This window comes from Rothia sp. HMSC062H08 (genome assembly GCF_001810775.1).
Lineage (GTDB): Bacteria > Actinomycetota > Actinomycetes > Actinomycetales > Micrococcaceae > Rothia.
Window position 1 is genome coordinate 298,421 of the sequence record NZ_KV802651.1, and the last position, 21,590, is coordinate 320,010.

Sequence of the window (21,590 nt, forward strand, 5' to 3'; positions counted from 1 at the left end):
GAATGGACTCAAGGGGGGATTAGCCAGATGGAGTCTCAGGGAATTGATGTTTTGCACTTTCCAATGGAACTGTTAGTCGACTCATTTCGGGTCGAAAATATAGACTTTTGGTTTGATGAGAAGACATCTGCGGACCATATGGCGGCTCAAGTTAAGCGTTGGGCGTCGATTGGGGAGGCGGGGCAACAAAATGTTATTTTGTCCCTTCGTGAGAATGCTGAAAATCAATTTAGTAATTTTGCTGGACGATTGCGAGAGCATCTATCCCGTAAAATTGACAGCATATTTATTCTTCCCCTGTATGGCGTAAATTATGTTGCTCAGAATCTTGATGAAGCTCTTGGATTTCTCGCAAGAATGAAAAACTCTAAAGGGATGCCTGATGATCTTAAATTTACGCGGGTCGAGATTCAGATTAGATATTCTAACTCAACTGACATAAATGCATCATTCAATTCGTACATGGAGGCGATTGCCTGGTTGCGACAAAATTATATGTAATAGTAAATGTGGTTTAGATAGTTTCTGGCGTTAGTCTTGTAAAAAAATACCTTTACTGTAGTTGATATGAAGCGAAGGAAAAATCCAGGGTGATACTGCGCCGCAGGCTGCCGGCGTGATTCACTCTGATTTTGAGCGTGGCTTCATTAAGGCTGAGGTTGTGTCTTTCAAGGATCTGGATGAGGCTGGCTCCATGGCGGAGGCGAAAGCTCGCGGTAAGGTCCGTATGGAGGGCAAGGACTACATCATGCAGGACGGCGACGTGGTGGAGTTCCGCTTCAACGTCTAATCTGACGGGTCGATAGGACTTTGAGAATCCGGTGACGGAGGGATGACGAAATTCATCTCACTGTCACCGGATTTTTTGTACCCTTAATGCGTAATGTAAGCCGCTATATCAAAAAGAGATTGTAAAAATTATCGTCAATACATTACTACAACTCGTCGTGCGGGGGAATATCTCACACCTCCGCCGGCAGAAGTAACTGAGGAAACGCAGAATATTGCTGATGCATGATGACTTGGTTGAGCTCGGCTTCAGTGTTTAGGAGGCAAGAAATGATAATCGACTGGTGGAATTCTCTTTCAGCTAAATTGGCGTGGGACGACCCGATGTTTCTCGTGGGCTTAGCGGCCCTCATAATCCCTGTTGTGTTATGGGCGCTAGGATTACGGCAATCAAAACGTGACAGCAAGTCGCAAGCCAAACAAGCAAGACGTGACAGTGAGTTGCAAGCCAAATTCCTCGAGAGTCAAACGTTAGTTTCTCAACGCCAGCGACGCGATGAGCTACCGGGGATTATTAATCGAGCCACAGAACCCCCGCATCTGGTGACGTTATGGGAGGAAGTTAGTGGGTATAAGAAAGAGGACCGGGAATTCCTTCTCACTCTTCTTCGCGACAATCCTGCTCTTCCGCTTCCTGGATCGTCCGACGGCGTGAAGGTGCAAGATAACCTAACTGATGCTGTTGTGAGCCATTATGTTGACGGGTTCGAGCGCCGTTATGCAGAAAGTGACGGACACCAACCCTATCCCGGATTGCTCGAATTTATTAAGGAAGCAATAAGACAGGGAGCAACGATTGAGGACTCGCGTATCGTCGCGCTTGTTACGGGACCGACGGCAGAAAAGCAACGTCCAGGTCACTCCTTCTACCGGGATCTGGTTAATCTCCATCCCCCTGTAGCAAGCGGTCTTCTTGAAGCGGTTGAGAGGATTGATTCCCAGGCTCCTGGAGGTCTTAAACTGAATGTTCTGACAGGTACCCTCCTGGCAGTCAGAGATTTGGAACCGCGGTGCCAAGACGGGAGGTTATTTGAGGAAGAGGTAAGGGCGCTGAAATATGGAATTGCTACAGCTCTTGCTTCTCTGCTACGTCAAGGTGCCCTATGCTCGTTTGATGAGTGGGAACTTGAAGGAGCGACTGAGCGCGTGACTGCTACAGCCGCCTGGCTCATCAGAGCGGTTGGATGGGTTGCCGATGTCGATGACCTTCAATCGAAGTGGATGATTGAGAATCTAGCTTCCGCAATTGAATCGGATTGCATAAGGGACTGGGGAATTGATGACGCCGATGTCCGCCAGGGATTCGAGTGGATCAGTGAAAAGTGCCCCAAATTGTGGGAAACCTATGGGGAAGGGCTGGAAAAGGCAGCCACGGAAATTGGACCCTGGAATGGGGCCTCTCCTCGTAGGTTATCGCTTACCACCCTGAAACGTCGAGTTACACCGTGACGTGGTGGAGTTCCGCTTCAATGTCTAAGCGATAAAAGCATAAAAGCGGAGCCCCGCACTGTACACACAGTGCGGGGCTCCGCCCTATTAACCCTCGCGCGCCGAATAATACAGTCGCCCGGATATAAGTCTTATCGACCGGGATTAGTGGTCAGCACCAACCATAACGTTAGACGCCTTGATGACTGCGTAAGCAGTCTCGCCCACCTTCAGACCCAGTTCCTTGATGGACTCGTTGGTGATGGAAGCAGAGATAACAACCTCCGGGGCAATCTCAATCTTAACGATGCCGTTGGTTGCACCCTCAGTAATCTCAACAACCTTGCCAGCGAACTGGTTACGTGCAGAAAGCTTCATGAAGCCGTGCCTTTCACTCAATAAACGTACAAATGCTCTAGATACTTTACACGCCTTATCTTCTGCATAATGAGCAAAAACCCGAATTTTCGTAAATATTACGCACAAACCAGGCAAATTTTATTTTCGGTTTCACCCACGCCCCGCACCCACCCCAAAAGACCGGCAAAAACCAGCCCCGCACATGCGGTTCACACCCGCCAAATGGTATAGTCAGCACGAACGCGAGAACCCTCGCACCCTCCACCGTCGCACCCCTTGCCTGGCTGACGCGCGCCCACACGCCGCAGCCACACACCGTAGGGGAGCGGCCCATCCGCACAGATCGAAGAAGGAACCATGAGCGAAAATCTCAACGACATCGAAGCACCCGCCTGCCCCGAATGCAGCGAAAACTACACCTACGAAATGGGCGAACTCTGGGCATGCCCCATGTGCGGCCACGAATGGGAACGCACCGCAGCAGGCGAAACCGAAGAAGCGGCAGGCTCCAAGGTTCTCGACTCCGTTGGTAACGAGCTCGTCGACGGCGACTCCGTCACCATCGTTAAGGGCCTGAAGGTCAAGGGCGGCGCAGACATCAAGGCAGGCACCAAGGTGCGCGGCATCCGCCTGCTCGAATCCCCCGTCAACGGCCACGACATTGAGGCGAAGGTCCCCGGCGCAGGCCAGATGTACCTGAAGTCCTCCGTCGTCAAGAAGGCATAAGCGAAGAAGGCATAAGCCAAGGCGATATAAGCCAAGAAGACGTAATGCCTCCTGCGAGGCGCAGAAAAGGCGGCACCTCCCGCACTAGCTCACGCTAGGGGAGGTGCCGCCTTATGCTTTATAAAAATTGCTTAGGTTTTAAAAGAAATTAGCAAATATCTCTTTACTTTTTACCGGTCAAGCCCATGTACAGGGAAATGGTCAGCATTGCAGCAATAATTGAGATAATCCAGCGGATCCAGTCAATGCCGCTAGTGTCTGCAACACCCAGCTGGGTCGCTGCCCAGGTACCGATAGCTGCGCCGACAGCACCGCAGATAATGGTCCAAAGAATCGAAATGTTCTGGCGGCCTCGCATAAAGAAGCGTGCAAGTGCACCAATAATTGCGCCGGTAATAATGGTGCCAATAAAAGTACCCATTGTAATCTCCTTGGGTTTATATATCTGCCACTGTGGCAGATAGTATGTTGTTTTCAATTATACGTAAATATGATATAAGAAGAGCTTATATGAGCTTTTATTAAGCTAAAAGCACCTTAGTGTTTTATCTCTAAAACGCTAAGGTGCTTTTCTCGTCAATGAGATGAGTGTCGAATGTATCGAATGGTGAATGTATTGACTACTTCGACTTACGCCAAATCTTCAGAGCGCTACAAATCAGCGGCAGCTGCAGGGGCAGGCGACCATACGCAATAGCCTTACGCTGAGTGGACTGGTTACGGGCATCCAGAGCCATCTGAATGTTCGCGGGGAACACCGCAACAAACAGCAGAGCCGCAAGCAGACCACCGGCGCGGCGGGTCTTATCATTAGCCAGCAGGGCAGCGGTGCCCAGCTCAGCTACACCCGAACCGTGAGTGTACGCGTGGGCAGGACCCGGCAGGTACTTCGGCACAATCGAGTCGAAGGGATCCGGGATGATGAAGTGCAGCGCACCCATCACAGCGAGGGCGCGAGCCATACGAGTAGCCGAGCGCTCAGCGCTGTACTCTTTCTTCTTAAAAATACTCATGCTCCCATTATGCGCCTGTCAGAGGCGTATTCCTTGGCTCAATGGCACGCTGAACCGCTGCGTGTTTGCGCGTGTTTGACTGTCTAGAATGTGGACTCAGCGCGCCAAACGGAAAAACGTTGTTCAAAAGCAGGTAAGATAGGGAGCAACGGCACCACGTGCGGATGACGCCCCGCCTGCCCTCACCTTTAGGTGAGTCGCCAGATGGGGTGAAACACCGGGTGCCTATCGGAACAATCAAAGGAGTACACCATGAAGAAGATTCTGTTCATCGCTATCCTGGCAGGCGCTGCATACTTCGGTTACAAGAAGTTCGTTGCCTAAATAGCTAGCCCTCGGGCACTCTACATATCCTTAAGCAACGGAAAACCCGCCGTCTCACATATGCACCATATGCGAGACGGCGGGTTTCTCGTATGCCCAACTTCTTGGGCATCAAACACGTAGCCTATAAGGTGAACCGGCTATTCGCTCGGCGGAACCTCACCGGTCATCACAACCTTGTTCTGCGAAGAGCTCCAGCTGAACTCAGCAGTCGTGCGACCGCTCGCGCTGGCGGAACTCTCATCGCCCTTCACGTAACGGTAGGTCACGCTAATCGAGCTGTCCGAGGTACGGGTAATCACCGGAGAGAACGAGTACGGCTCATAGGTTGCGGTACCAATGAACTTGCCGCGGTGGAACAGCAGAATGTGGTGCGCCATCGAGGAGATGCAGCAATCAGACGGGGAAGAACCCGGAATCGCGTCAATCCACGACAGCTCAGCACAGGGATCGTAACCCTCGTACGTGCGCGAAACGTTCGTCCACTGATCCCACTTGCTCTTATTCTTCAGCTCGCGCAGAGCCTTAGACACCACGGTCGATGCAGAATCAGACGCGCAGGTGGAATCCTTCTTAGACTCAGACTTAGCCTCAGACTTGGAATCCGACTTCGACTCGGATGCGGTCGGCTCAGCATGAACCGTAATCGTCACCACCGACGGCACCGGAGCAGGCGACGAAGCACTCGGGGTAGCGCTCGCGGATGCACTCGGGCTCGCCGACGGGGTCGGGAACAGTGCCTGAGTGGAGGTCGCGCTCGCGGAGGCAGAAGCGCTACCAGAAGAAGACACCACGGTACCCGAAACAGCAGAATCAGTGCTTGCCGAGCAGGAAGTGACAACAAGAGCTAGAGCGGCGCCCAACGCAGGTAGAGCCAAAGCGGTACGGCCGGTGAAACGGCGGCGATTAGAAGACATGAATACTCCTGAAGATGCGCGGCAACGCGCATCGGTGCTGGTCAAGAAGTGAATAGTGTGAACTCGTCCAGTATAGGGAAAAAGAGGCGAGCACGCGGTGCGTGCAGTCAGTGCCGTTCGTTACCGTAGAGTCACAGACCAGGATTACCGCTAGACAGCCGCTACAGCAGGGCCAGAAGAAGTGAAGCAACGTAGCAGAAAATCAGCTATGCGGAAACTCTGCCCGCTAGTGCCTGTGTCCCCTTGCACACCCGCCCTATCCGGGGGACAATGAAGGCATGGCTGAAGTAACTCTACAGAACGAACTCGTAATCCACACCAACGGCGACCTGCCCGCAGTCGGCGCAAAGCTGCCCGAATTCTCGGTTCTCGCGGCTGATCTCTCCGAGATTTCCTCCGCAGATTTCGCAGGTAAGAACCTGGTGCTGAACATCTTCCCCTCCGTCGACACCGGTGTCTGCGCAAACAGCGTCCGCACCTTCAACAAGCAGGCTGCAGGCCTGGAGAACACCGTCGTGCTGTGCGTCTCCAACGACCTGCCCTTCGCAATCGGCCGCTTCTGCGCAGCCGAGGGCATTGAGAACGTTGTGACCTCCTCCGCTTTCCGCTCCTCCTTCGGTGAGGACTTCGGCGTGAAGCTCGTGGACGGCCCCCTGGCTGGTCTGCTGGCACGCTCCGTGGTCGTCGTGAACCCCGACGGTGAGGTTGTCTACACCGAGCTGGTTCCCGAAACCACCAACGAGCCCAACTACGAAGCAGCCCTGGCAGCTATCAAGTAAGCCCTAATAGCTATCAACTAGTAGCTATCAAGTAAGCTTAGTACGGGAGCCGGACAAGGTGCCGGCATCCGCATAGTACTTCCGTCAGGGACACCTGGCGGTAAACAGCACAGCAGATACTGAACGTCTACAGTGCATGATCTAGGGTTCACCCACACATGCGGCTGGCGACAGCATAACGCCCCGCCCACCCGGTATTTCGGGTGGGCGGGGCGCTTTACTATATCCAGACTTAGCGCGCGGAGGCGTCGGGATGACCGGGAGCTTCGGAGGCTTCGGTGGGCTCCTCATCCGCGACCAGCATATGCTCCGGCAGGGTGCCGCGGCGCTTAGCCACCACAAAACGCGACACCAGCAGCAGAATGTACACCACCATCGAAATCAGCAGCATCGACTGCGGCGCCAACACCAAGCCAATCACCGCAGACACACCCGCAATAGCGGCAGTCGTGCGGTCCTTAGAACTGCGATACGCATCGATAGCGAGCACCGCAAAGAGCGCCGTCATCACAAAATCCACGCCCTTGAGCTCACTCAAGAAGCTTGCACCCAGCACATAACCGAGCGTAGCGCTCGCCAGAACGCTCAGGTGCAGGCCCGCGTGGATCCACAGGATGCGGGAGGCACGAAGCTTATGGCGGTCCGGTCCGGTGTTCAGCGCGTACGCCTCATCGATGAGCGTGTACACGGTGTAGAACTTTGCCAAACCACCACGCACCCGCTCAATCGGGTAGGACAGGCCGTACATGAGGTGGCGTGAATTAATGAGCAGAGTCATCACCGCGATAGAGAACAGCGAGGCGTGATTCGACACCATATCAATCAGCACAAACTCCACCGAACCGGCAAAAACCAGGAGCGGCAGCAGGGGAGCCACCCAGAACGGCAGGCCGTAACTGTGCACCAGCACGCCCAGACCAATGCCGACAAAGAACAGACCCAGCATAATCACGCCGGCGGTGCGCATCGCCTCGGCGAAGCCGCTCTCGCGCGGCTGCTGAGGCTCCTGTGCATCGGGGGAGGTTGGCGCCTCCACCACGGGAATCATTCCGGTTAGCGGAAGCGCAGAAGCAATGACCTGCTCCACCTGCTCGGGAGAAGCCTGATGGGGCGCGGGTTGGCTCGCCTGCTGAGGTGCGGGCTGAGAAGAAACAGCAGGGGAAGAAACAGAGTTCTTAGAAATGCTCATCATGACCCCCTAGAAAACCCAGTTAGCCAGCACAACGCAGGTGACGGTACCCGCCACCATGCTCAGCACCATATTCTTACGCCACAGGTGCGCCCCCACGGTCACCACCAGACCCGCCAGGTACGGTGCCGCCGTTTCAACGGAAGAATAATTAATCTTCGCCACCGCATAGATGGCAAGTAGCGCAACCGCGCCGAGCGGAATCCAGTGGCTGAGCGCATCCAAAAGTTCGGAGCCAGCCAGAGCCTTCTTCAGGCCGAAGGGAAGCAAACGAAGCAGGAACGTAATACCTGCAGCCACAAGAATTGCGGCAAGAATATAGCCGGTGGTCACTTCACTGTTCATGAAGATTTTCTCTTTCTGCACATACTCAGCGAAAGACTCCGAAAGAGTGCCCCGAAAGGGGGGGAAGAGTCCCCGAAAGAGGGGCGCGGGTGAAGCCGTGAAAGCATCCGCGAAAAAGGGTAGGGAGAGCCCAACCGAAGAAGAGGCTGGGGGCTAAGTAGTGCGGTAGGTACGTGAGTTGATGAAAGCCGCGAAACATGGAGGCGGAGGGTTGTTCCTCCTGCACGAGTTTTCTGCGTGGATAGTTCAGCGCGGGTAGTTGCGCGCGACAGTAGTTCTCGTGTGTGACCTCGGGTGATGCCGCTCCCGGTGCGGTGTTACTCCGGGGCGGCACAGCGTTCTGCGTCGCTAGTTTCCTTAGCGGTGTCTTTCATCTGAGTCATGGGGTACCTTCACCTCTGGGAGCCTCCGTGCAGGTTCGCGCGGGAGGCATCTTAGTAATCCTAGAAATAGAAAGAGGGGAGAGCGAAGCTCCACTCATCTATCCTAACCGGTTTCGAACACGTATGTAACGTTCTTACCGCTGTGTGGAAGCGGGAGCATCAGCGGTAGCGGCGGTGCCTGAGGTCTCCGCGGCGCTTTCAGCCTCAGCCGCTACCTCATGCACAGCACGATGCGGCAGCGTACCACGGCGCTTCGCCACCGGGAAACGCGCCAGCAGCAGCATCACATACGAACCCAGAGCCACCACCAGGAACGAGGACGGCGCAAAAATCAGCGCAACCGCTGCCGAAACCGCCACAAAGAGCGCCGTCACACGATCCGGGTTGGCGCGGTAGCCGTCCATCGCAAGAACCGTGAAGATAGCCACCATCACGAAGTCCACACCCTTCAGGCTGCTGAGGAAGCTCGCGCCCAGCACATACCCGAGGACTACGCTCAGAACCCACGACACGTAAATCAGCACGTTCACCCACAGAATGCGCGCCCCCGAACGCTCATTACGATCGGGACCGGAGTTAACCGCGAACGCCTCATCGCAAAGAGTGTGAATCGCCAGAGCCTTAGCCCAGAAACCCTTCACACTATGCAGTGGGTAGGAGAGCCCGTACACCAGGTGGCGCGCATTCACCAGGAACACCGTCAACGCAATCGACGCTAGGGGCGCGCCACCACTGACCATGCCCACCATGAGGAACTCCACCGAACCGGCAAAAACTAGGGCAGATAGCAGCGACGCAGACCAGATCGGCAGGCCGTGAGCGTTGAGGATAATACCCAAACCCAAACCCAGCACAGTGATACCGAGCATCACCACGGAAGAATCCGCAACAGCCAAGCGGAAATCATTCTGCGTGCTCGTACGCCCAGTGCCGGGACGCCCAGTGCCGGGGGTCTGTGCCATAAAAGAGTTCCTTGTGTATGTTGTGCTCTTCAAAAAATCTACTGTGTGCGTGAGGGACTTCGAAGCTCCGCCGCGGTTTTCCAGTGTATAGGAGCAAGCGGTTGACCGACGAGAAAAAGAGTCCGGGAATAAAATAATGAGAAACACGCTTATAGTGAATGACGCTAAACAACGCGGCGCTGAATAACCTAGTGACCGCGCAGACAACTCGAAAGGAACCTCAATGGCTGAACAGAACAACGCTGAGCAGAACAACAGTGTGCAGACTGCTGAAGAGCAGAAGAAGGTGTACTCGCGCCAGCAGGAACGCCGCGAACTCGACAACTACCGCCAGACCAAGATCGAGCGCATCGACCGTCTGCGCTACCGTGCCTACGGTGCCAATGGCGCAACCCTCGACTTCGGTGTGGGCGAGGGCCTGCTGACCCCCGTCGAGCTGCTGCTCGCCGCGATTGCCGGCTGCTCCTCCGTGGATGTGGACGCGGGCACCTCCCGCCGCTCCACCCCCGAGGTGTTCGAGGTGCTCGCCTCGGCGCTGAAGCAGACCGAAGACGGCGCGGTGCGCCTCGACGACGTTGAGGTGGACTTTGACGTGCGATTCCCCGAGGATGAGCAGGGCGCCAAGGCACAGAAGATGGTGGACCGTCTGATTCAGCTCAGCGAGCAGAAGGACTGCACCGTCTCCCGTACCGTGGAGCACCCCACGAACGTTTCGTTCCACAACCTGGCTGACTAAAGCCGGGCGAGCTAAATAACCTGGGCGAACTCGCCTGATATGGAACCCTCCCGTACCGCATATACATGAGCGGTGCGGGAGGGTTTTTCTGTGTTTTTGTGGTTTTGGGTGGAAAAGAGCCTTAAAAGCGAGTAGGATTGACCCTCAGATTAGGAAAACTTACGGTACGTAAGAAATCCTTATGATTAAAGAATTTCTTGACCCAGGCACAAACCTTCGGCGGCACCACCAGCAGCAGGACTAGACTGGACACCAGACTAGAGCGCTAGCAAACGCACGAAGCAATAGCCTCAGAAAGAAGACCTGACATGGCACAGCCTACAGAGACTTCCGGCGCTGCATCGGAAGCCACCCCCGCAGAGGGTGAACTGAAGCGAGGCCTCTCCGCCCGCCACATGCAGATGATCGCAATCGGCGGCGCAATCGGCACCGGCCTCTTCGTCGCCTCCGGTAAGACCATCTCCACCGCAGGCCCCGGCGGCGCAATCCTCGCCTACGCCCTCATCGGCATCATGGTGCTCTTCCTCATGCAGTCCCTCGGCGAGATGGCTGCGCACCTGCCCGTCCCCGGCGCATTCCAGACCTACGCGGCACGCTACGTGTCCCCGTCCTTCGGCTTCGCCATGGGCTGGAACTACTGGTTCAACTGGGCGATTACCGTCGCCGCCGAGCTCGTCGCCGTCGGCGAGGTGATGAGGTACTGGTTCCCGGACATCCCATCCTGGGTGTGGGCGGCAGGATTCCTCGTGCTGCTGACCGGCATCAACGCCCTCTCGGCACGCTCCTACGGTGAAAGCGAGTTCTGGCTCGCAACCATCAAGGTCGTTACCGTGGTCGTCTTCCTCATCGCTGGTATCGCCATGATTTTCGGCATCCTGGGCGGTAGCTCCCCGGGCGTCTCCAACTGGACCGTCGGTGAGGCACCCTTCGTCGGCGGCGCACCCGCCGTACTCGCCATCTTCATGGTGGCAGGCTTCTCCTTCCAGGGCACCGAAATGATCGGTGTGGCTGCCGGCGAATCTGAGAACCCCCGCCGCGACGTGCCCCGCGCACTGACCAGCGTGTTCTGGCGCATCATGCTCTTCTACATCGGCGCAATGGTCGTCATTGGCTTCCTGATTCCTTACTCCGACCCGAACCTGCTCACCGCAGCGGACGGCAACATCAATATCTCCCCGTTCACCCTCATCTTTGAGCGTGCGGGTATCGCCTTCGCGGCAGCCATCATGAACGCCGTGATTCTCTCCGCAGTGCTTTCTGCGGGTAACTCGGGCCTGTACGTTTCGGCTCGTATGCTCTTCGCGCTCGCGCAGGAGGGTAAGGCGCCGAAGATGTTCACCCGCATCAACTCCGGTGGTGTGCCCATGAACGCACTGCTGGCAACCGCAGCAATCGGCGCGGTCGGCTTCATCGCCGCACTGCTCTCCCCCGATGGTGCGTACCTGTGGCTGGTGAACGTGTCCGGTCTGGCTGGCTTCATCACCTGGGTGGGTATCGCCGTGGCGCACTACCGTTTCCGCCGCGCATACCTGAAGCAGGGTAACAGCCTGAAGGACCTGCCCTACGTGGCGCCGTTCTTCCCTGCAGGCCCGATTATCGCCTTCCTCATGTGCCTGGTTGTTATTGGTGGCCAGAACTACGAGGCGTTCCTGAGCGGTGACTGGGCTGGTGTGCTCAGCTCCTACATTGGTCTGCCCGTGATTATCGCGGTCTGGCTGGTACACCGCGTGGTCACTCGTGACCGCCTGATTCCGCTGGAACAGATTGACGTGAGCGGCATCGAGGTTAAGGCTTCGAAGTAACGCGAACGATTGCGCCAGCTGATTGAATGAGCTGATACGTGATGAGCCGCCGGTTCCCCTGACTGAGGGGAGCCGGCGGCTCTTTGCTATCTGCAGTTTATTCCGCACGGGAGAGCTAGGCTGTATGCCCTGCAGCTCTTAGGAGTGGCGGCGCGAGCGCAGAACGCTCAACCCCAGACCCGCGCAAATCGCGACAACGCCAATACCAACAATCACGCCAACACTGGATGCGCCGGTGTTCGCCAGGGTAGCCTTCTTGGGGCTGCTCTCCTTAGCAAGGCTGTCCTTTGCCGGGGTGTTCTTTGCCAGGGTGTCCTTAGCCGAGCGGGCGGCGGTCACCGGAGCCTCCTGAGAGGGCTTGCTCTGAGCTGGCTTACTCTTGGGATGCGCCACGGTTGCGTCCTCCAGCTTGTCAGCGTTCGAGGTCTTATCGGCAACCGGCGCCTCCGGTAGCGCAGGCACCGTGGGTGCGTCGGTCGGGTTCACGCCCACGGTTGCTTCCGGCAGAGCGGGAACCGTCGGTGCGTCAGTGGGGTTCACGCCGACTGTTGCTTCCGGCAGAGCGGGAACCGTCGGGGCGTCGGTCGGGTTAACGCCAACGGTGGCTTCCGGCAGTGCGGGGACAGTGGGTGCGTCGGTCGGGTTTACACCGATGGTTGCTTCCGGCAGTGCAGGAACGGTCGGTGCGTCGGTCGGGTTTACGCCAACGGTTGCCTCGGGCAGGGGAGCCACGGTCGGTGCGTCAGTGGGATTTACACCAATGGTTGCTTCCGGCAGGGGTGCCACGGTGGGTGCGTCGGTCGGGTTCACACCAACGGTTGCCTCGGGCAGGGGAGCTACGGTGGGTGCATCGGTGGGGTTTACACCGATAGTTGCCTCGGGCAGGGGTGCTACGGTGGGTGCGTCGGTCGGGTTTACGCCCACGGTTGCCTCCGGCAGAGGAGCCACCGTCGGAGCATAGGTCGGAACCGCAGAAACCACGGGCTCCTGTGCGAAAAGCTCAAGAGGCTTCTGAGCATCAAACGAGCCGTACTCAGCACCCTCAACGCCAGCCGCCATGGTGCCCGCAATGTACTTGTGAGAGGTATTCAGTGTCGCCGCAACATCCGCCGGAACCTTCACCTCCGTCTCAAAGACACCGTTGTGAATCTGCGAAGCAGGCACCGTCACCTCAGCCACGAAACGCATACCCTGCTGAGGAAAACGACCGGGAACCCACACATTCGTATCAGACACCACCACGCGCACACCGTGCGGGGTCGCCTCACCGGTGTAGCCGGTACCGCGCACCTTCAACACGGTCTCACCCTTGGTGTTCAGACGCGGCGAATCCACGTGCAGAACCGGTGCGGCGCTATCCTTCACAACGTCCATGCGCAGAACCTGACCGCCCCCGTAACCATCAACGATGATATTAGCGACGAAGCTGTAGTTCTTCGCCGGGTCAATCAGGCTACCGGGAACGTAATGGGTCGCAGTCGCCGTGCCGTCCTTGAACGGGCCCTCAACGCGCACCGTCTGAATCGGGTTCAGAAACGGGAAACCCCTATGGTTTGCCTCGTGCAATGCCGGGGCGAAAGCGGTAGTTTTCGCGGGCAGTTTCGATGCCTTGAACGTAATCTTGTTCAGACGCAGGGCGGTCTTCAACTCACGGGTGTTGGTTTCAACCTTGTAGTTGTAGACCGTAATAACCGGTGGGTTATCCGGATTCGGGGTATTAGCCGCTGCAACAGAAGGCAGAGCGCACAAGCTCAAGGATGCGGCAAGAAGAACAGAAGCGCCGGCGCTACCGTAGCGGCGGGCACGAGAAGAGTTAGCCATCATGAAGTTCCTTCTACATGGGTGATTGAGTGATCCGCACTCTTCCTGTATCGCGCCAAGTCGAGTGCGTATACGGTACCGCGACATCGCGGTTAATTACACCGTAACACGCACCTAAACGCATGAACCGGACATAAGATAACTCGCCGAAATATTACGTAAAACCAACGCCTGCAGGGCGCACAATAGGGCGGATGAATAAGACAAACATGCACAGCGCCTGCTGGAGGATACGGAAATGCTAGGGTAGAAAGATGCCCACGCAGAAGAACCCGCAGAACCGAGTAGAAGCAGTCCCCCCGCCCGCCCCGCCCGCCGAACCCAACGCTAGTGAGTACAGCGCTACTGAGCACAGCGCCATCGACAGCACGCACCGCGTCGTCAACGTGTGCGCCGTGGCAATCCGCAACCGGGACGGGCTCGTACTCACCGTGCGCAAACGGGGCAGTGACGGGTTCATGATGCCCGGCGGCAAACCCGAACCGGGGGAGACCCCGCTACAGACCGCCTGCCGCGAAGTGAGCGAAGAAATCGGGCTCACCCCCGACCCCGACCGGATGCACCATCTCGGACTGCTAGAGGCCGCCGCACTGAACGAGGCAGGCTTTACGGTGCGCGCCGAAACCTTCGAATACGCCCCCACCGATGAGCAACACGAGCAGCTGGCTACGCTGGTGCCGCACGCTGAAATCGCTGAGCTGCGCTGGGTCAACCCCGCCATGAGCAGCCCCTCCGATTCTGCATTGCAGGCACCCCTGAATACCGAGCAGATTTTCCCGCTGTTGGCACGTACCCCGCTACCGTAACCACCGCGCTACCCTAACCACTGCGCCCAACGTGCCCCTGAACTGGCGGGCGCACACATGAGGTACACAGGGGCATCCGGTACCCTCAACACAGAAACATCTATCGTGGGTAGAACGCATAGAGGCGCTCCACCCCGGAAACCCCCATACACCCCAAGGAGAACCATGAAGAAGACTGACTACAACCTCGCCGTCTACTGCGGCGCACGCTCCGGCAACGACCCGCTCTTCACCACCCGCGCCCAGGAGCTCGGCACCCTCTGCGCCCAGAACAATATTGGCGTGGTGTACGGAGGTGGCCGCACCGGCCTCATGGGCACCGTCGCGGGCGCAACCCTGGACGCCGGCGGCGTGGTCTACGGCGTGGTCACCCACAAGCTGGTCGGCCTGGAGGGCGTGTACCCCGGCCAGACCACCCTCGACATTGTGGACACCATGCACCAGCGCAAAATCGCCATGATTGAGAAGGCTGACGCGTTCGTCGCCATGCCCGGCGGCCCCGGCACCCTCGAAGAGTTCTTTGAAGTTTTCAGCTGGCAGTTCCTCGATATTCACTCCAAGCCGGTTGCCCTGCTGAACGTCAACGGCTACTGGGACAAGCTCATCGACGCCATGCACTACATGGCGTCCACCGGCCTGCTCAACGAACGCTACCTGGACGAGCTCATCATCGCCACCACCCCCGAAGAGTTGCTGGAGGCGCTTGCCAAGGACCTGGAGCGCCGCGCCGCCGAAAAGAACGCCGCCGAAAAGAACACTGCCGAATAAAACCAACGCAGAAAACGAGAACGACTATGGCAACCACCCCCAATCAGGCACGCACCCTGCTACTGACCTACTTCGGACCGTTCCCCGGCGTGCCCGTCAACCCCACCGTGGCGCTCGCAGAAGGCGCCGTGCGGGCGCTGAATACCGCCCGCCCGGACCTGCGCGTCGTGGCCCGCGAGCTGCCCGTCAGCTACGACGGATCCAGCGCCGCCCTGCGCGCCGCCCTGCAGGATGTGCAACCCGACGCGCTCATCAGCCTGGGCGTGGCGGTCGGCCGCGATGTGGTGAGCCTCGAGCAGGTCGCCATCAATCTGGACTCCGCGGGCATTGAGGATAACGACGGCGACCGACGCTGCGATGAGCCGATTGCTCCGGGCGGTCAGGAGGCGTACTTCTCCTCCCTGCCGGTGCGCGCCAGCTTTGAGCGTCTGCGTGCGGCGGGGGAGCCGGTCGAGATTTCGTACACCGCCGGAACCTACGTGTGCAACCACGTGTTCTATGAGGGCCAGCGCATCAGCCGTGAGCTGGGGCTGAGCATCCCCGCCGGGTTCGTGCACGTGCCCGCAACCCGAGCCGACGGTGACGAGGCGACCGAAGGTGTAGAACTGACCGCCCACCGTGACGCCGGTGGCGTGGTACGCGACGAGCAGGGCATCCCGCAGCTGCCCGAATCCACCGTGGTGCGCATTATTGCGGAGGTCGCCTCCGACACCCTGCCCGCGCTGGACTAACAGCACGGGGTATTAGCTAGAACCCATATAGCAAAACCGCCGGATAGCCTCCCAATACGGGAGCCTATCCGGCGGTTTGTGCATCCTACACCTGCAGGCTATAAAGCCCTCGGGTGTAGGTCTGAGCTACTACTTGGTGCGGTTCTTCAGGTAGTAGTCAATCAGCGAAGCGGTCGAAGAATCCTGACGAGCCAGAACCTCACGGTCACCCTCAATAGCGGGAACCAGATCCAGCGCCAGCTTCTTACCGAGCTCAACGCCCCACTGGTCGAAGGAGTCAATGCCCCAAACAACACCCTGAACGAAAGTGATGTGCTCGTACAGGGCAATCAGGGAGCCCAGAACGCGCGGGGTCAGGCGCGGCGCCATGATGGAGGTGGAGGGGCGGTTACCGCTGAAGATACGTGCGTTGACCACGTGCTCTGCGGTGCCCTCTGCACGAACCTCTTCCTCGGTCTTGCCGAACGCCAGAGCCTGAGACTGCGCGAAGAAGTTAGCCAGGAACAGCTCGTGAACGTCCTGCTCGCCGTCCTTGGTCGGGTGGACCGGGTTAGCGAATGCCAGGAAGTCCGCGGGAATCAGGCGGGTGCCCTGGTGGATCAGCTGGTAGAAAGCGTGCTGGCCGTTGGTGCCGGGCTCGCCCCAGAAGACTTCACCGGTTGCGTAGTTGACGAAGGAGCCGTCTGCGCGAACGGACTTGCCGTTGGACTCCATGGTCAGCTGCTGCAGGTATGCGGGGAAGCGGTGCAGGTACTGGTCGTAGGGCAGAACTGCGTGGGTTTCTGCGCCGAGGAAGTTCACGTTCCAGATGTTCAGCAGACCCATCAGAACGGGTACGTTCTGAGCCAGGGGAGCGGTGCGGAAGTGCTCATCCATTGCGTGGAAGCCGGCAAGGAAGTCAGCGAAAACCTTCGGACCGAAAACGATAGCCAGGGAGGTACCAATCGCGGAGTCTACGGAGTAGCGGCCGCCAACCCAGTCCCAGAAGCCGAAAGCGTTCTCGGGGTCAATGCCGAATGCTGCGACCTTATCCAGTGCGGTGGAGACAGCCACGAAGTGCTTAGCCACAGCCTCGGATGCTTCCTTACCTTCCAGAGCGCCAGCCTCAGCCAGTGCGGACAGCAGCCACTCGCGTGCCACACGCGCGTTGGTCAGGGTCTCGAGGGTGCCGAAAGTCTTGGACGCGACGATGAACAGGGTGGTCTCGGGGTCCAGGTCGGAGACCTTCTCTGCCACGTCGGTCGGGTCAATGTTGGAGATGAAGCGTGCGGTGATACCTGCGTCTGCGTAGGGCTTGAGAGCCTCGTACACCATGACCGGGCCCAGGTCGGAGCCACCGATACCGATGTTCACAACGGTCTTGATGCGCTTGCCGGTGATGCCGGTCCACTCGCCGTTGCGCACGCGCTCAGCGAACGCGTAGATCTTCTTCAGCACGGCGTGAACGTCTGCGTCTACGTCCTGGCCGTCAACGATCAGTGCCGGGGTGTAACCCTCGGGGCGGCGCAGCGCGGTGTGCAGTACGGCGCGGTCCTCGGTGACGTTAATGTGCTCACCGGAGAACATTGCCTCGCGAGCCTGCTCCAGCTTGACCTCTTCAGCGAGCTTGAGCAGCAGCTCAACGGTTTCGGAGGTAATCAGGTTCTTGGACAGGTCGACGTGCAGTTCGTCGGCGGTGAAGCTGAACTTCTGCGCGCGTTCCGGGTCAGCGGCAAACCATTCGCTCAGGTTCGGAGTGAGGGACTTGTGGTGAGCAGACAGAGCGGACCATGCGGAGGTGGTCGTAGGGTCAATAGAAGTAGTCATGGTTCCATTCTCTTATTTTCGGGTGCCTCTGTCATCTCTTTCGAAGGTGATATGGAACGATACGGCGAAAAAATCGAAACCTGGCACTGCTGTGAGCGGCACAGAAAAGAAGTGAGCAATTCGAAGAAATCGAAGATGGTGACATGCCTTGTCGGGTGTGTATCCACCGGCAGAGGGAATGAGCCGCAGAGGGACTGGGAGAAAGCCCACAATCTTTGAAGTTTCACTTTAAAGAACATTAGACTATATAGTTCAAAGAATCTTAGACCAGGGCTCAAAGTATCTGGGGTCATGAAACACCCCAAGAAATATCCACTAGATGCTCATATACAGCGTTCTACCCGGTACGACTTTTGGGGTAGAGGCTAAGCCTTTAACACTCAGGACAACCAAACATGGCATTTAATCTTTTCAAGGGGATTCGTGTGTCCAAAACCGACCAGAATCCTCCCTACGAATCTTTCCTGGAAAGTCGCGGCTTCCGCCCTGAAATCCAGGGTCTTCGTGCGTTCGCAGTACTGCTTGTCGTGATCTACCATGTGTGGGTGGGTAAGGTGTCCGGCGGAGTGGATGTCTTTCTCTTCATTTCCGCATTCCTGCTTTCGCTTTCCTTCATGCGGAAAATCAATGAGGGTAAGCCCCTCAAGCTCCTGAACTACTGGACCCACGTGTTCACCCGTCTGCTGCCCGCAGCGTCGGTCGTGATTCTGCTGACCCTCGCCGGTAGCTTCCTGGTGCTCTCGCCGACCATCTGGAGCGCACGTGCCGTGGACGCGCAGGCGTCCCTGTTCTACTGGCAGAACTGGAACCTGGCGAATAACTCGGTGAATTACTTTGCCTCTAACACCGGCGGCAAGTCGCCCTTCCTGCACTTCTGGTCCCTGTCCATTCAGGGTCAGATCTTCCTGCTGTGGCCGGTGCTCTTCGCAATCGCCGCTCTGCTGGTGAAGAAGACTCGTATCAAGCCGGTACCCGCTGCCGTGCTGGTCTTCGGCCTAGTCTTCTGCGCATCCTTCGCGTTCTCCGTCTGGGAGACCAAGAACTTCGCGGCATACGCCTACTTTGACACCCGCACCCGCCTCTGGGAGTTCGCGGTCGGTACCCTGCTCGCCATCATGACCCTCAAGTGGAAGCCCGCGCACATGGGCACCCGCGTGGCCATGGGCTGGATCGGTACCATCGGTCTGATTACCTGCGGTGCCGTGCTGCCCGTGGAGAAGGCATTCCCCGGCTTCCTGGCGCTGTGGCCGATTCTCTCCGGCGCGCTGGTCATTATTGCCGGCCGCACCGACCACAAGTTCGCAATTGACCGCCTGCTGGTGTCCAAGCCGCTGCTGAACCTGGGCAACATTTCCTACGCCCTGTACCTGGTGCACTGGCCCATGCTCGTGCTGTACAGCGCCGCCGTGGGTAAGCCGCGCGTCTCCTTCCTCGAAGGCACCGTACTGATCGCTGCATCGATTGGCCTGGCGTGGGTTCTGAACCGCTTCGTGGAGAAGCCCCTGCGCTCGGCATCCGATAACTTCCTACCGGCACTCGCCTCCAAGCTGAAGTTCAAGCGCCCCGTGACCTCCTACGCAGCGTGGGCTGGCAATATTGCGTTCGTCGCAGCAATTCTTGCCCTGGTCGCACCGACCGTGCTCGGTACCCGCGCACTGGCTGAGCAGCGTGACGCGCAGGTCATCAGCAATGCGATGGCTAGCGTCCAGAATGATGTCGACACCTACCCCGGTGCGCGTGCGCTCTCACCCGATAAGGAACTCGTTGAGGCTGATCCTATACCGAAGAATGCGACTATTACTAGTCTATTCGTTCCCTGGGATACCGGCTGTAAGGGCTCTTATGTTCTGACTAATGAACAATTGGATATTAGCTGCGGCTACACGAAGAACGCTTCCGATGATGCGCCTCTCTTTGCCGTGGTGGGTAGCTCTCATGCCTTGCAGAAGACAGAAGCTCTGAAAGGCATTTCTAAGCAGGTGGGTGCTAATCAGCTGAACCTGTTGCTAACCGGCTGCCCGTATCCTTTCACCCAGCCTGCGAATACGGTGAATGGGTTCATGAAGCGTTGCATCCCGTTCAGTGAGAATGCGACCGCTGAAATTCTGGCGGCCAAGCCCTCTACTGTATTTATTATTTCGACCACCACAGCAGCAACCGCTGAGGGCGAAACCGTAGACCCCGGTCTAGACGAGACTTTGCGCAAGCTAACCGACGCAGGTATTCAGGTTATTGGTATTCGCGATAACCCGCGTTTCGCCTCTGACATGTACATGTGTGCTATGAAAGCGAAGAATATCGATGACTGCTCTGAACCGGTGGAAGCAAAGTACGGTGATGATCCTGCCGCCCCGATTTTCGCCAAGTACGCTGATCGTGGCGCCTACCAGATCGATCTGAAGGATGTGTACTGCCCCGACGGCAAGTGCTCCGTGATTCAGGGCAACGTCTACATGTACGCTGACTCGAACCACCTGACGAATGTCTATGAGGCAACCCTGACCGATATTATCTACGAGCGTGCCCTTGCCGCTGGTTGGGACCCGAAGGGAACCACCGCAAAGTAACGCACCTGATAAGATTGTGAAGAGTGCAGTGCCCCCTTCCGTTGCGTGCGGGAGGGGGCTTTGCTGTGCTTTGTCGGCTTTTCTACACCTCGTGGACTGTTGGGTAACGAGGGTAGTTTAGTTGGGAGGGGAGTCGGCTTTTGGTTTTGCCAGGCAAACGGTTGCCACGCGCGCGGGCTGTTTGAACGGAATGGAGGTGAGCGGAGTAGAGTAAAACCTATGACTTCTTCATCTGAACACACTCCCGCTGATACTCATACACCGCGCTACCTGCTCCTTTCTCGCGAAGGGGAAACCCCTCTCAACGCTGACGGAACCGTGCACTACCTGACCGGTAACGATGCTGCCGAGCCGCTGACCGAAGACGTGATCCTTGCACGCAGTGTCATCCGCCCCGCCGCTTACGGCGCTGACGCCCAGAAGAATAGTGGCGCGGAGGTGCACGTGCTCTACTGCGAGGATGAAACCCTCGCGCAGGTCGCCGTCAACCTGAACAACCCTCGGGTGCGCGCCTCCAGCAGTGGCTTCTGGTACTACCCGGTCCACGAGGACCCGGAAGGCCGCGCCCACTACGCAACCGCCCTTGCACGCCGCGACTACCTCATCGACATGAGCTACTCCGCCTACAGCGGCGAAGAGGCGCCCCTCGGCTCCAAGGGAATCCGCCGCACCGCCTCCGGCGAGATGGTGTTCCCCCGCATCGAACCCGCCGTCATGGCGCTGGTGACCAGCCGCGACGGCGAGCGCGTGCTACTGGCGAATAACCGCCAGTGGCACCCCAACCGCTTCGCCCTCATTGCCGGTTTCGTTGACCCTGGCGAGAACCTCGAAGAGGCAATCGCCCGCGAAGTCTACGAAGAAACCGGCCTGCACGCCCTCAGCACCGAGTACCGTATGAGCGATGTGTGGCCTTTCCCGCGTTCGCTCATGATTTGCTACCGGGTGCGCGTGGATGAGAACGAAACCATCATCCACCACGACGGTGAGATTCGTGCCGCACGCTGGTTCACCGCCGCTGAGCTGCGTGAGGCGATTGCTATTTCGGAGGAACGTGGCAACAGTGACGAGGATGACCCCGCCAAGCTGGAGCTGCCCGGCACGAACGCCGTCGCTCGCCGCATGATTGATGAGTGGCTCGCAGAAAAGCCCTAGTGATACACTGGTAGCTAAGCCCAACGGAGGGGGGTCCGTTTTGGCGTGCCCGGAAACGTTCTCATCGCAGAGCGGGTCCATCGGCAAACACCCAAACCGGCAACGACCACCAGATACCTATCTGTGGGTACTGCCCTGTGACCCCCTGCGCTGTCTAGAGCGCACCCGTTGGCAAGACTATCCCCT

20 protein-coding genes and 1 pseudogene are annotated in these 21,590 nt (G+C 57.9%); 12 read left to right on the forward strand and 9 right to left on the reverse strand.

Annotation, left to right across the window (positions count from 1 at the left end; all coding sequences use genetic code 11):
* From HMPREF2765_RS01595 to HMPREF2765_RS01600, 3 genes and pseudogenes are all read left to right on the forward strand, one after another.
* The coding region (locus HMPREF2765_RS01595; RefSeq protein WP_168163556.1) for a hypothetical protein at positions 1-501 on the forward strand (501 nt) is incomplete at its 5' end.
* 85 nt (positions 502-586) lie between these two features.
* A pseudogene (locus tag HMPREF2765_RS09025) lies at positions 587-790 on the forward strand (DUF933 domain-containing protein); the annotation flags it as partial.
* Positions 791-1,059: 269 nt separating this feature from the next.
* On the forward strand, positions 1,060-2,238 hold the full coding sequence (locus tag HMPREF2765_RS01600; RefSeq protein WP_049341835.1) for a hypothetical protein: 1,179 nt from the start codon (positions 1,060-1,062) through the stop codon (positions 2,236-2,238).
* Positions 2,239-2,382: 144 nt separating this feature from the next.
* Here the strand turns inward: HMPREF2765_RS01600 and HMPREF2765_RS01605 are convergent, their stop codons facing one another.
* Positions 2,383-2,595 carry a TOBE domain-containing protein gene (locus HMPREF2765_RS01605; RefSeq protein ID WP_005505155.1) on the reverse strand — a complete coding sequence of 71 codons (213 nt, stop codon included), beginning with the start codon at positions 2,593-2,595 and terminating at the stop codon, positions 2,383-2,385.
* 339 nt (positions 2,596-2,934) lie between these two features.
* Here HMPREF2765_RS01605 and HMPREF2765_RS01610 point away from each other — a divergent pair, with 339 nt between their 5' ends.
* A complete protein-coding gene (locus HMPREF2765_RS01610) occupies positions 2,935-3,303 on the forward strand; it encodes a zinc ribbon domain-containing protein YjdM (protein ID WP_012903124.1) in 369 nt (122 codons plus the stop codon).
* 163 nt (positions 3,304-3,466) lie between these two features.
* Here HMPREF2765_RS01610 and HMPREF2765_RS01615 read toward each other — a convergent pair whose 3' ends face one another.
* The 3 genes from HMPREF2765_RS01615 to HMPREF2765_RS01625 form a co-directional block, all read right to left on the reverse strand.
* Complete coding sequence (locus HMPREF2765_RS01615) at positions 3,467-3,724, reverse strand: GlsB/YeaQ/YmgE family stress response membrane protein (protein ID WP_044150247.1); 258 nt, start codon at positions 3,722-3,724, stop codon at positions 3,467-3,469.
* 199 nt (positions 3,725-3,923) lie between these two features.
* Positions 3,924-4,316, reverse strand: a complete 393-nt coding sequence (locus HMPREF2765_RS01620; RefSeq protein ID WP_005508469.1) for a DoxX family protein — start codon at positions 4,314-4,316, stop codon at positions 3,924-3,926.
* Positions 4,317-4,780: 464 nt separating this feature from the next.
* Entirely contained in the window at positions 4,781-5,557 is a 777-nt protein-coding gene (locus HMPREF2765_RS01625; protein ID WP_005508470.1) for an LppP/LprE family lipoprotein, read from the reverse strand.
* 278 nt (positions 5,558-5,835) lie between these two features.
* Here HMPREF2765_RS01625 and tpx point away from each other — a divergent pair, with 278 nt between their 5' ends.
* Entirely contained in the window at positions 5,836-6,336 is a 501-nt protein-coding gene (tpx, locus tag HMPREF2765_RS01630; RefSeq protein ID WP_049327611.1) for a thiol peroxidase, read from the forward strand.
* Positions 6,337-6,568: 232 nt separating this feature from the next.
* On the opposite strand, the gene HMPREF2765_RS01635 is transcribed toward tpx, so the two are convergent.
* The 3 genes from HMPREF2765_RS01635 to HMPREF2765_RS01645 all read right to left on the reverse strand — a co-directional run bounded on the left by HMPREF2765_RS01635 (position 6,569) and on the right by HMPREF2765_RS01645 (position 9,215).
* Positions 6,569-7,525, reverse strand: a complete 957-nt coding sequence (locus HMPREF2765_RS01635) for an AzlC family ABC transporter permease (RefSeq protein WP_070604101.1) — start codon at positions 7,523-7,525, stop codon at positions 6,569-6,571.
* 9 nt (positions 7,526-7,534) lie between these two features.
* Positions 7,535-7,870, reverse strand: a complete 336-nt coding sequence (locus HMPREF2765_RS01640; protein ID WP_005505182.1) for a branched-chain amino acid transporter permease — start codon at positions 7,868-7,870, stop codon at positions 7,535-7,537.
* 517 nt (positions 7,871-8,387) lie between these two features.
* A complete protein-coding gene (locus HMPREF2765_RS01645) occupies positions 8,388-9,215 on the reverse strand; it encodes an AzlC family ABC transporter permease (RefSeq protein WP_070604102.1) in 828 nt (275 codons plus the stop codon).
* 223 nt (positions 9,216-9,438) lie between these two features.
* Between HMPREF2765_RS01645 and HMPREF2765_RS01650 the strand changes: the two genes are divergently transcribed.
* Together HMPREF2765_RS01650 and HMPREF2765_RS01655 are read left to right on the forward strand one after the other, a co-directional pair.
* Complete coding sequence (locus HMPREF2765_RS01650) at positions 9,439-9,951, forward strand: OsmC family protein (protein WP_210390860.1); 513 nt, start codon at positions 9,439-9,441, stop codon at positions 9,949-9,951.
* A 308-nt stretch (positions 9,952-10,259) separates the two neighbouring features.
* Positions 10,260-11,753 carry an amino acid permease gene (locus HMPREF2765_RS01655; protein ID WP_005508477.1) on the forward strand — a complete coding sequence of 498 codons (1,494 nt, stop codon included), beginning with the start codon at positions 10,260-10,262 and terminating at the stop codon, positions 11,751-11,753.
* Between the two features lie 138 nt (positions 11,754-11,891).
* Here HMPREF2765_RS01655 and HMPREF2765_RS01660 read toward each other — a convergent pair whose 3' ends face one another.
* Complete coding sequence (locus HMPREF2765_RS01660; protein ID WP_070604103.1) at positions 11,892-13,577, reverse strand: hypothetical protein; 1,686 nt, start codon at positions 13,575-13,577, stop codon at positions 11,892-11,894.
* 251 nt (positions 13,578-13,828) lie between these two features.
* On the opposite strand from HMPREF2765_RS01660, the gene HMPREF2765_RS01665 reads away from it, so the two are divergent.
* The 3 genes from HMPREF2765_RS01665 (at position 13,829) to HMPREF2765_RS01675 (ending at position 15,879) form a co-directional block, all read left to right on the forward strand.
* Positions 13,829-14,380: an NUDIX hydrolase gene (locus HMPREF2765_RS01665; protein WP_210390862.1), complete on the forward strand. Its 552-nt coding sequence runs from the start codon at positions 13,829-13,831 to the stop codon at positions 14,378-14,380.
* A 165-nt stretch (positions 14,381-14,545) separates the two neighbouring features.
* Positions 14,546-15,148: an LOG family protein gene (locus HMPREF2765_RS01670; RefSeq protein WP_070604104.1), complete on the forward strand. Its 603-nt coding sequence runs from the start codon at positions 14,546-14,548 to the stop codon at positions 15,146-15,148.
* Between the two features lie 26 nt (positions 15,149-15,174).
* On the forward strand, positions 15,175-15,879 hold the full coding sequence (locus HMPREF2765_RS01675) for a pyroglutamyl-peptidase I (protein ID WP_070604105.1): 705 nt from the start codon (positions 15,175-15,177) through the stop codon (positions 15,877-15,879).
* Positions 15,880-16,008: 129 nt separating this feature from the next.
* Here the strand turns inward: HMPREF2765_RS01675 and pgi are convergent, their stop codons facing one another.
* Positions 16,009-17,685, reverse strand: a complete 1,677-nt coding sequence (gene pgi, locus HMPREF2765_RS01680) for a glucose-6-phosphate isomerase (protein ID WP_049353317.1) — start codon at positions 17,683-17,685, stop codon at positions 16,009-16,011.
* Positions 17,686-18,080: 395 nt separating this feature from the next.
* Here pgi and HMPREF2765_RS01685 point away from each other — a divergent pair, with 395 nt between their 5' ends.
* On the forward strand, positions 18,081-20,252 hold the full coding sequence (locus tag HMPREF2765_RS01685; protein WP_070604106.1) for an acyltransferase family protein: 2,172 nt from the start codon (positions 18,081-18,083) through the stop codon (positions 20,250-20,252).
* Positions 20,253-20,471: 219 nt separating this feature from the next.
* A complete protein-coding gene (locus HMPREF2765_RS01690; protein ID WP_070604107.1) occupies positions 20,472-21,404 on the forward strand; it encodes an NAD(+) diphosphatase in 933 nt (310 codons plus the stop codon).
* The last annotated feature ends 186 nt before the right edge of the window (positions 21,405-21,590 follow it).

Coding starts and splice junctions, on each gene's coding strand:
- HMPREF2765_RS01600 (WP_049341835.1), top strand. CDS start 1,060: ATGATAATCGACTGGTGGAATTCTCTTTCAGCTAAATTGGCGTGGGAC.
- HMPREF2765_RS01605 (WP_005505155.1), bottom strand. CDS start 2,595: ATGAAGCTTTCTGCACGTAACCAGTTCGCTGGCAAGGTTGTTGAGATT.
- HMPREF2765_RS01610 (WP_012903124.1), top strand. CDS start 2,935: ATGAGCGAAAATCTCAACGACATCGAAGCACCCGCCTGCCCCGAATGC.
- HMPREF2765_RS01615 (WP_044150247.1), bottom strand. CDS start 3,724: ATGGGTACTTTTATTGGCACCATTATTACCGGCGCAATTATTGGTGCA.
- HMPREF2765_RS01620 (WP_005508469.1), bottom strand. CDS start 4,316: ATGAGTATTTTTAAGAAGAAAGAGTACAGCGCTGAGCGCTCGGCTACT.
- HMPREF2765_RS01625 (WP_005508470.1), bottom strand. CDS start 5,557: ATGTCTTCTAATCGCCGCCGTTTCACCGGCCGTACCGCTTTGGCTCTA.
- tpx (WP_049327611.1), top strand. CDS start 5,836: ATGGCTGAAGTAACTCTACAGAACGAACTCGTAATCCACACCAACGGC.
- HMPREF2765_RS01635 (WP_070604101.1), bottom strand. CDS start 7,525: ATGAGCATTTCTAAGAACTCTGTTTCTTCCCCTGCTGTTTCTTCTCAG.
- HMPREF2765_RS01640 (WP_005505182.1), bottom strand. CDS start 7,870: ATGAACAGTGAAGTGACCACCGGCTATATTCTTGCCGCAATTCTTGTG.
- HMPREF2765_RS01645 (WP_070604102.1), bottom strand. CDS start 9,215: ATGGCACAGACCCCCGGCACTGGGCGTCCCGGCACTGGGCGTACGAGC.
- HMPREF2765_RS01650 (WP_210390860.1), top strand. CDS start 9,439: ATGGCTGAACAGAACAACGCTGAGCAGAACAACAGTGTGCAGACTGCT.
- HMPREF2765_RS01655 (WP_005508477.1), top strand. CDS start 10,260: ATGGCACAGCCTACAGAGACTTCCGGCGCTGCATCGGAAGCCACCCCC.
- HMPREF2765_RS01660 (WP_070604103.1), bottom strand. CDS start 13,577: ATGATGGCTAACTCTTCTCGTGCCCGCCGCTACGGTAGCGCCGGCGCT.
- HMPREF2765_RS01665 (WP_210390862.1), top strand. CDS start 13,829: ATGCCCACGCAGAAGAACCCGCAGAACCGAGTAGAAGCAGTCCCCCCG.
- HMPREF2765_RS01670 (WP_070604104.1), top strand. CDS start 14,546: ATGAAGAAGACTGACTACAACCTCGCCGTCTACTGCGGCGCACGCTCC.
- HMPREF2765_RS01675 (WP_070604105.1), top strand. CDS start 15,175: ATGGCAACCACCCCCAATCAGGCACGCACCCTGCTACTGACCTACTTC.
- pgi (WP_049353317.1), bottom strand. CDS start 17,685: ATGACTACTTCTATTGACCCTACGACCACCTCCGCATGGTCCGCTCTG.
- HMPREF2765_RS01685 (WP_070604106.1), top strand. CDS start 18,081: ATGGCATTTAATCTTTTCAAGGGGATTCGTGTGTCCAAAACCGACCAG.
- HMPREF2765_RS01690 (WP_070604107.1), top strand. CDS start 20,472: ATGACTTCTTCATCTGAACACACTCCCGCTGATACTCATACACCGCGC.